Genomic DNA, 7,911 nt, shown 5'->3' with positions numbered 1-7,911 from the left:
GGCTGCCCGGTCACGGCGTCACCGGCGGCGGCGTGTCTGCCGGACGGCGGCGAAGGCGAGGACGGCGAAGGCCGCGACGGCCGCGGCGATGCCCGTGACGGGGCCGAGGCCGCCGTCACCCTGGTCGGCGCCGTCCTCGCCGGAGGGAGCGTCCTTGCTCGGGCCGTCCCCCTTGTCCGAGCCGGACTTGCCGGAACCGGAGACCTGTTCACCGCAACCGCGGTCGGGGTAGCCGTCGATGGCGCACAGCAGCGCGTCGGAGTTGTAGCGCAGGGGCTTCGCCACGTCGGCCAGCGCCTCGGCGGCGCTGGCGTCTTCGGCGACCTGCGCGCAGGCGGTGCGGGCCTTGGGCGGGGTGTCGCCTCCGCTCGCGTCCGCGGCGGTGCCGAAGTCGATGCTGATCGCGATGCGTTTGCGGTCCTTCTGCGCCTCCGTACGGGCGCAGGCAGCGTCGAAGGAGGCGTCGCCGCGTGGCTTCGACGCGTCCTTCGAGTCCTCGCTGAGGGCGAACCGGAAGCCGAGCACCGCGCCGTCCTCGGGGCGCAGCACGGACGGCCCCTTGGTGGCGTACGACCAGGCTCCGCCACTCTGTTCACCCTCCCAGAACGCCCAGTACCGGTAGCTGCCCGGCCCGGTCGTGTGCGCGGCGCCTTGAGCCGTGTGCGCGGCGCCTTGAGCCGCGGCCGTACCGGGCGACGTCCCGAGGAGCACCGCGACCGTGCAGGCGCAGACTGCGAGGACGTGGCGGGTGCCTCGCCCCGTCACAGTCCCTGCCGCTTCCGGCGCCCGCTCAGCAGGAAGCCGACGCCCGCGCCGGCTGCCAGGCCGGCTCCGACCAGGGACCAGGTCAGCACGGTGCTGTCCTTGTCCTCGCTGCCGGTGGCCTTGGACGAGCCCGGCATCTGAGCAGGCTTCGGGCCCGTGGAGTTGAGGCGTTCGAGCAGCTTCTCGCCCTTCAGCGTGGCCGGGTCGCCTCCCGTGGCGTGCACGGCGAGCATGACGCCGCCGATGGCGGCGGGGTCGTTCTTGGACTTGTCCCACGAACCGAGCTCTCCGGCCAGCCAGTTCAGCGACTTCTTCGCCTCCGCGTGGTGTCCGCCCGCGGCGAGCGCGATGACGGCGTCGGCGGTGTTCCCGTAGTCGGGACCGCCCTCGGCGCCCGGTGTCACCGCCTTCAGGTGGTGGCCGTTCCTGTCGAGTACGGACGCCAGATGTGCGGCGCCCGCGTCCGCCGACTGCTGCGGGGTTGCGGGCCGTTCGCCGGCGCCCTTGCCGCAGTCCAGTGGCTTCAGGGGGCGGTGCTTCCCGGATCCGCCGTCCTCGCCGTGCGAACGGGTCAGAAGTCCGGAGCCGGTGCCCGCGAGCGCGGCGGCAGCCGTGGCGTCGTCGTTCGCGGCGAGCTTCCCCTTCTTGTCGGGCTGGTAGGCGAAGGCGCCGCGGCTGTCGGCCTCGGCGTCACAGCCGAGCTGCAGCCCGGCGAGTGCGTCGTAGGGGGACTTCCCCTCCTTGCGGATCTTCTGCGGCTTCTCACCCGCGGCCGCGTAGGCACCGGCGACGACGGACGCGGAGTTGGCATCCGTGGGGCTGCCGGGGTTGTAGCCCCAGCCCCCGTCCCTGTTCTGTACGGACCGCAGCCAGCCCAGGGACTCGCGGACCTCGTCGCTGCGCCCGCCGACGGCGGAGAACGCCTGCACGGCGACGGCGGTGGCGTTGGTGTCGCCGGGCGTCTTCTTCGCGTCGCAGGCGGTGCCGGTGTCGGCCCGGTAGGCGGTGAAGGAGCCGTCCGCGCACTGCTGCCCGGCGAGCCAGTCGACGGCTGACGCGGCCGGTTTCGCACCGGCGGCGTCCTGGGCGAGGAGCGCTATGGACTGTCTCCACACGCCGTCGAACTTCGGGTCGGCCTCGCCGTACAGCCCGTTCGGGAGCTTCTTTCCCTTCGCCGTTGCGGCGGCCAGCGCCTGGGAGAGGGAATCCGGACCGGACTTCGAGGCGGAGCCGGACGAGGCGAGGGCGGAGGCCCCGGGTGCTGTGACGGCACAGAGGGCTGTGGCTGCGGCGAGGGCCGCGACGCTCCGGCGCAGGAACATGGGTTGTTGCCTTTCGGTGAGCGGTCCGCAGCCGTGCACGGCCGCCCCGCCCACGTGCGCGCACACTGACACGCGTCATCCGGCGGCGCACCCGGCTCAGCTCCGTAGACCTCGACGGTGGGAGCCGCAGCGCCCACCCTGCGGTGGGGAGTTGCGGTCCGCGAGCCTGCCTCCGACCGGGTGCTCCGGCTCACGGGCCTGTGCGCACGGGTTCGTTCTGTGCGTACGGGCACCGCTCACGGTTGCGGGTCAGCGCCGGATTCCCACCGGCTTCCCTCGGTCGACGGCCGAACGAACACTCTAGCTGGCCGCTTCGCGGGCGCTTCGTCCGGCGAATGCGAAGCGGCAGGCGGGCCACTGGAGACGGCCGGGCGGATTGTCGCCGCCCAGGCCGTCCCGGCTGATCCAGCGGCGAGTTGGGCTTCAGAGGGAGCCCCGGCGGTCCGCGGAACGCCTGCCCCCGTCTCAGGACGAGAGCGCGAACCGTTCGGCCTCCTCGGAGCAGCGGTAGTAGACGCTGTTTCCCGATCGGGTCCGTATCAGCCAGCCCGCCTTGTGCAGCCTGGAGAGGTGGTAGGAGACCGTGGAAGGGCTCATGTGGTGGCGGACGGCGAGCTGCGTCGTCGTACGGGGCTCCCTGAGCGATCTCAGCAGGATGAGCCTGGACGGGCCGAGCACGTCGCTCAGGGCTCCGGGGGTCTGTTCGTCGGTCTCGTCGCCGGACGTCGCCGGATAGGTGATGCTCAGTCCCCCCGCCGCGTCGCGGGCGTTGAGGTCGACCAGGCAGTCACGCGTGAGCGCGGTGGGATAGAGGCCGACCTTGCCGTTCACGCAGGCCACGCCTTCCCGGGTCTTCAGGTCGATGGTGTGCTTCCTGCAGGAGATGGCCGGGTGCAGGGCGTCGAGCATCATGGTCAGGCCGTTCCGCGCCGCGATGCGGCCGCGTTTCTCGACGTCCTCCTCCGCCCGCGAGGCGACCGAGGACCAGTGGCGGGCAAGGCAGTGTTTCCAGAAGTCGCTGAGTTCGTCGGCCAGTTGGTGGGCGAACGCCCGCTCGCCGGACAGGAGTATCCGTTGCAGCGACGGCGCGTCGGCGTCGGGTGCGACCTGGTGCGCGCTGCTGGCCAGGCGATGTGCGTGCGCCATGAAGCCGGCGGCCGTCGTGGAGGACGCGTCCGTGACGCGGTTCAGCTCCGTGTCGATGTCGGGACGGAATTCCTCGAGACCGAAGTCGGCGAGCGGGAATTCGTGGCTCCCTCCGCTGCGCCGCAGAGCTCTGAGCAGAGGAAGGCTTCTCCGGCATAAGACGGCCTGCACGTCCTGCGAGTTGGGATATCCGTTGCGGAGAAAACGAGGGTGCCGGGGATGCAGCGCGACCCTCATGTGGGCGAGAGGAGAAATGACGAACCGGACGGACGCGAGCGAATCGGCGCTCAGCGATATACGCAATTGAACACTCCCCCGTGGAGACCGGCCCGCAGGCCGGGGTGCCGCACGACGTGCGGAGCCAGCCGGAGCCTAGGTCATCTGTGGCCGTCGATGCCCCTCATTTTCACAACCATGACTGATTTGACGTATCTGCCCGTATTTGCTTGTGCGTCGTGTCCGAGGAGCATGGCTGCGGCCTCGTGCGGCTCTGTGCTCCGCGGTGCGTGGGACGCCCCGCGCCGCCCGGGAGTTGAGCATTCGAGGCTTTTCGAAACTCCTGGTCGGACCGTCCCGCCCCTTCGTTGAATGTCGGTCGAAGCGAGCAGGGATCAGGACCGCTCCCGGCTCCGGTCCTCAGCGGCCGCCCCGTGAAGCACGACGACGGGGAGGCGGCGAAGGACAGTTCGCGGTCCACTCACGGGGAGGAACCTCCATGAAGCGCACTATCGCCGTCTCACTCGGTGCACTGTCACTCACCGCGGCGGGTCTGGTCGGGTTCGCGCCGACCGCCGGTGCCCAGACCGCGGCTCCGGCCGGGGTCCAGGCAGGAGCGATGCACCTTTACCAGAACGACAACTACGGCGGCGGAACGTACTCGTGGACCAGCAGTGACTCCAGCTTCGCCAACAACTACTGGAACCACGAGAGTTCGGCCGGCTCCGTCAACGACGGCGCCAGCTCGATGAAGAACACCACCAGCCAGGTCGTCCGCCTCTACCAGACCAGTGGCGGCAGCTGCAGTGGTGACCGCTACACGGCGGACCCGAAGAGCTCGGACAAGGACCTGAGCTCGAACTCGAGCAACCCCGACTTCGACAACAAGGCCAGCTGCGTCAAGTTCTGAGCCTTCGAGTCACATCAGTCAGGGGCGGTGCCCGGCTCCGGCCGGGCACCGCGCTCGTCCTCACGAACGGGGGGCCACCGGCCGTGCGAATGCGAACAGCAACTCCTGTGCTCCTCCTGCTGGTTCTCGCCGCCTGCTCGCCGGGCGGCGGCTCCTCACCGGTCTCGGCGCAAGCGGTGCCGCCGGTCCCTCCGCCCACGAGAGAAGTGCGGAGCCTGATTCTGCCGCTCGACTCCTACGAGCAGTCCGCAGCCGACATCCGTGCCATGGCAGCCGCGCAGGACGTGAGAATGAAGCGCTGCATGGAGCGCAAGGGCCTGCGCTGGCAGGTGATTCCGCAGCCGCCGGCCGAGGCGCCCACCGAACTCAACCGGCGAAGGTACGGGATCATCGAGCCGAAGATCTCCCGGGTGTTCGGCTATCACATGACGCCCGACACGCCGCAGCGCAAGCGATACGACTCCGCAAGCCGTGAACGGCTGCGGAACCTCACCCGCAAGGAGTCGGTCGCCGCTTTCGGCCACGACGGCGAGAGCGGCTGTGACCTGGCGGCGTACGAGAGTCTGGTGAAGGGCGGAAAGCCGGACTACTCGATGTTCAACAGGATTTCGGGCGACACCTACGAAGCCAGCATGAAGGACCCGCGCGTTCTGAAAGCGATGTCTTCCTGGAGCGCCTGCATGAAGAAGAAGGGGTACGACTACTCCCACCCCGTCAAAGCGGCGTCCGACCGGGAATGGATGAAGAGCAGGCGCCCCACGCGGAAGGAGCTCGCCACCGCGACGAGTGACGTCTCCTGCCAGAAGTCCAGCCGGATCACCCGCATCTGGTACGCGGCGGAGAAACAGCTCCAGGGTCGGGTCATCAAGAAGAACTCCGAGGAGCTGAAGGCCTTCCGCTCCGTGACGCAGGCTCGGAACGAGGCCGTACGGGATGCGCTGAAGCAGGACTGACGCCCACCGACGCGGACGGGCGCCGACGTAACGGGCGTTCGGCTGAGCTGCTTTCAGCGCGTCGCCCCCGAACCCGCCGCGCACCGCGGGCTGTTCGTGGCGGGGAGACGTGCGAGCCCTTGGGATCGTTCAACGATTCGACAAGGGTGTGCACCACATCTATTCGAACCGCCGGCCCGGGGGAGCCGCGTGCGACGTGCGCGGAGGGGTCCGGAGCCCCATCGGCCGACGGCTCAGCCGGGCTGTTCCGGGTACGCCTCGATCACCTGCCGGCGGGAGTCCTCCAGGTAGAAGCCGAGCATCCGCTCCGCCCCGGCCGCGTCGTCGGCCTCCAGCGTCGTGAGGATCTCCCGGTTGCGGGAGAGGTAGGGCTCGTAGAAGCGGCGCGGATCGTCCATGACGTGGAAGGCCAGCCGCAGTTCGGCCAGCACGCCGCGCATCAGGTCGTCGGTGCGCTCGCTGCCCGCGAGGCCCGCGATCGCCTGGTGGAAGTGGATGTTGGCCGTGCCGCAGTCGTTCCACTCGCTGGCGGCGGCGGCGCGCTCGCCCGCCGAGACGGCGGCAGCCACCTTCTCCAGCTGGTACGGGGGCTCCTCCAGGCCGCGGATGGCCGCGCACTCGACGAGATTGCGCACCCGGTAGATGTCCGCGATGTCGGCTGCGGTGAGGACGCGCACGAATGCGCCCTTGTTGAGCCTGTGCACAAGCAGCCGCTCGTGCGTCAGCAGCCGGAACGCCTCACGGAGGGTGTTCCGGGAGACACCGAGGGCGTTGCCGATGCGCTCCTCGGACAGCCGCACGCCAGGGAGGAAGAAGCCCTGTGCGATACGTTCGCGAAGGATGCCGGCGACTCGTTCCGCCGTGCTGGTGCGGCCCAACAAGGCGCGGTCGGCGGCGAGTTCGGTCAGCTCGTGGCCGGAGTCGGTGTCGGCGGTCATGGTGATCTTCCCTCGGCAGGCGGTCCGTCAAGTGAAACCCAGAAAGCCGAACGAGACAACATGCCCCTTGCCGTATTGTTCAACAATCCCTTAGATTGACAGTGATGATCGACCTCAACGCAGACCTGGGAGAGGGCTTCGGACGGTGGCAGCTCACCGATGACGACGCCCTGCTGACCTCGGTCACCAGCGCCAATGTCGCCTGCGGCTTCCATGCCGGCGACCCCGTCACCATGCGCCGCGTGTGCGAGAGGGCCGCAGCGGGCGGTGTACGCATCGGGGCCCAGGTCTCCTACCGCGACCTCGCGGGATTCGGCCGCCGCAACATGGACGTCCCCGTCGACGACCTGGCAGCCGAGGTCGCGTACCAGATCGGCGCCCTGGAGATCTTCGCCCGCGCCGCGGGATCGGCCGTCAGCTACGTCAAGCCGCACGGCGCGCTCTACAACCGCTGCGTGCGCGACGCCACCCAGGCGGCGGCCGTCGTCGAGGGCGTGCGGATGTCCGGCGCGGTCCTGCCCGTACTGGGGCTCCACGGCTCCGAGCTGCACAGGGCCGCAGCCGCGGCGGGCCTGCCCGTCGTCGACGAGGCCTTCGCCGACCGCGGCTACCGGCCGGACGGCACCCTGGTGCCCCGCACCGAACCCGATGCCGTCCTCGCCGACTCCGAGCAGATCGTCGCGCGGTCGATCGCCATCGCGCGGGGTGAGGAGGTGCGGGCGGTCGACGGGCAGCCGCTGCGTCTCCCCGCTCGCTCGCTGTGCCTCCACGGGGACACCCCGGACGCCGCCCGCCTGGCGGGACGCATCCGGGAGGAGCTGACGGGCGCGGGAATCACGGTACGGGCGTTCACGTGACCGGCCCGGCTGCTGTGACCGTCCTGCCCGTGGGGCGGCACGGACTGCTCGTCGAACTGGCCGGGGCGGAGGACGCGGAGGCGTTCCACGCCGAGGTGCTGCGCCGGCGCGCCGCCGGGCTTCTGCCGGGCGTCACGGAGATCGTGCCCGGCGCCCGCACCGTCCTGCTGGACGGTCTGGCCGAGCCGCAGCGGCTCGCCGGTGAGCTGACGCGCTGGGAGATCCCGCCGCTCACCAGGGGCACCGAGTCGGCCGTGGAGATCCCGGTCCGCTACGACGGGCCCGACCTGGCGGACGTCGCCGAGATGTGGGGCGTCCCGCCGGAGGAGGTGGGGCGCCTGCACGCGGCCACCGCCTTCCGCGTCGCGTTCTGCGGCTTCGCGCCGGGCTTCGGCTATCTGACGGGCCTGCCGGAGAAGTACCACGTACCGCGCCGCTCGGATCCGCGCACCAAGGTTCCCGCCGGGGCCGTGGGGCTCGCGGGGCCGTACACCGGCGTGTATCCGCGCTCCTCGCCCGGCGGCTGGCAGCTGATCGGCACCGCCGTGCGCACCGTGCTGTGGGACTCGGAGCGGGAGCCCGCGGCTCTCTTCGCGCCCGGCACCCAGGTCCGTTTCATCCCCGAGCCGGACACTTCCGACGCGGACGCCCGCGAGCCGGGCCAGGGGGAGGGGCGATGAGGGCCGCCGAGCTCCACGTCGTACGGGCCGGAGCGCTCACCACCGTCCAGGACCTGGGCCGGCCCGGCCACGCGCACCTGGGTGTGCCCCGCTCCGGAGCGCTGGACGAGCCCGCGCACCGGCT

The 7,911-nt window shown here is 70.7% G+C and carries 8 protein-coding genes, 1 pseudogene and 1 riboswitch; of the genes and pseudogenes, 5 read left to right on the top strand and 4 right to left on the bottom strand.

Features of this window, described 5'->3' with window-relative positions:
- Positions 1-18 precede the first annotated feature (18 nt).
- The 3 genes from H5J26_RS25695 to H5J26_RS25685 form a co-directional block, all read right to left on the bottom strand.
- The gene (locus H5J26_RS25695; RefSeq protein WP_309238068.1) at positions 19-711 is read right to left on the bottom strand and encodes an SCO2322 family protein; all 693 of its coding nucleotides are present in this window, start codon (positions 709-711) and stop codon (positions 19-21) included.
- A 50-nt stretch (positions 712-761) separates the two neighbouring features.
- Positions 762-2,087: a prenyltransferase/squalene oxidase repeat-containing protein gene (locus H5J26_RS25690; protein WP_181768350.1), complete on the bottom strand. Its 1,326-nt coding sequence runs from the start codon at positions 2,085-2,087 to the stop codon at positions 762-764.
- 157 nt (positions 2,088-2,244) lie between these two features.
- Positions 2,245-2,393, bottom strand: a riboswitch (cobalamin riboswitch).
- A 159-nt stretch (positions 2,394-2,552) separates the two neighbouring features.
- Complete coding sequence (locus tag H5J26_RS25685) at positions 2,553-3,536, bottom strand: ArsR/SmtB family transcription factor (RefSeq protein ID WP_181768349.1); 984 nt, start codon at positions 3,534-3,536, stop codon at positions 2,553-2,555.
- A gap of 412 nt (positions 3,537-3,948) precedes the next feature.
- Here H5J26_RS25685 and H5J26_RS25680 point away from each other — a divergent pair, with 412 nt between their 5' ends.
- Both H5J26_RS25680 and H5J26_RS25675 read left to right on the top strand, forming a co-directional pair.
- Complete coding sequence (locus tag H5J26_RS25680) at positions 3,949-4,359, top strand: peptidase inhibitor family I36 protein (protein ID WP_181768348.1); 411 nt, start codon at positions 3,949-3,951, stop codon at positions 4,357-4,359.
- 206 nt (positions 4,360-4,565) lie between these two features.
- Positions 4,566-5,312, top strand: a complete 747-nt coding sequence (locus H5J26_RS25675) for a hypothetical protein (protein WP_181768347.1) — start codon at positions 4,566-4,568, stop codon at positions 5,310-5,312.
- Positions 5,313-5,545: 233 nt separating this feature from the next.
- On the opposite strand, the gene H5J26_RS25670 is transcribed toward H5J26_RS25675, so the two are convergent.
- Positions 5,546-6,250 carry a GntR family transcriptional regulator gene (locus H5J26_RS25670; protein WP_181768346.1) on the bottom strand — a complete coding sequence of 235 codons (705 nt, stop codon included), beginning with the start codon at positions 6,248-6,250 and terminating at the stop codon, positions 5,546-5,548.
- A 104-nt stretch (positions 6,251-6,354) separates the two neighbouring features.
- On the opposite strand from H5J26_RS25670, the gene H5J26_RS25665 reads away from it, so the two are divergent.
- The 3 genes and pseudogenes from H5J26_RS25665 to H5J26_RS31675 all read left to right on the top strand — a co-directional run.
- A complete protein-coding gene (locus H5J26_RS25665) occupies positions 6,355-7,107 on the top strand; it encodes a LamB/YcsF family protein (protein ID WP_181768345.1) in 753 nt (250 codons plus the stop codon).
- Positions 7,104-7,787 (top strand): allophanate hydrolase subunit 1, encoded by a 684-nt coding sequence (locus H5J26_RS25660; RefSeq protein WP_309238067.1) that lies wholly within the window; start codon positions 7,104-7,106, stop codon positions 7,785-7,787. The genes H5J26_RS25665 and H5J26_RS25660 overlap by 4 nt, the downstream gene beginning before the upstream one ends.
- Positions 7,784-7,911 (top strand): annotated as a pseudogene (locus H5J26_RS31675) (allophanate hydrolase subunit 2 family protein); the annotation flags it as partial. The gene H5J26_RS25660 and the pseudogene H5J26_RS31675, both read left to right, overlap by 4 nt.

The organism is Streptomyces albidus (ex Kaewkla and Franco 2022), assembly GCF_013870515.1.
GTDB classification, from domain to species: domain Bacteria; phylum Actinomycetota; class Actinomycetes; order Streptomycetales; family Streptomycetaceae; genus Streptomyces; species Streptomyces albidus.
Note: the sequence above shows the minus strand (reverse complement) of the source record. Positions and strands in the feature narration are given on the sequence as shown.

Bases quoted from the DNA above. Each gene is read 5' to 3' on its own strand.
- H5J26_RS25690 (WP_181768350.1), bottom strand. From the start codon at position 2,087: ATGTTCCTGCGCCGGAGCGTCGCGGCCCTCGCCGCAGCCACAGCCCTC.
- H5J26_RS25680 (WP_181768348.1), top strand. From the start codon at position 3,949: ATGAAGCGCACTATCGCCGTCTCACTCGGTGCACTGTCACTCACCGCG.
- H5J26_RS25670 (WP_181768346.1), bottom strand. From the start codon at position 6,250: ATGACCGCCGACACCGACTCCGGCCACGAGCTGACCGAACTCGCCGCC.
- H5J26_RS25665 (WP_181768345.1), top strand. From the start codon at position 6,355: ATGATCGACCTCAACGCAGACCTGGGAGAGGGCTTCGGACGGTGGCAG.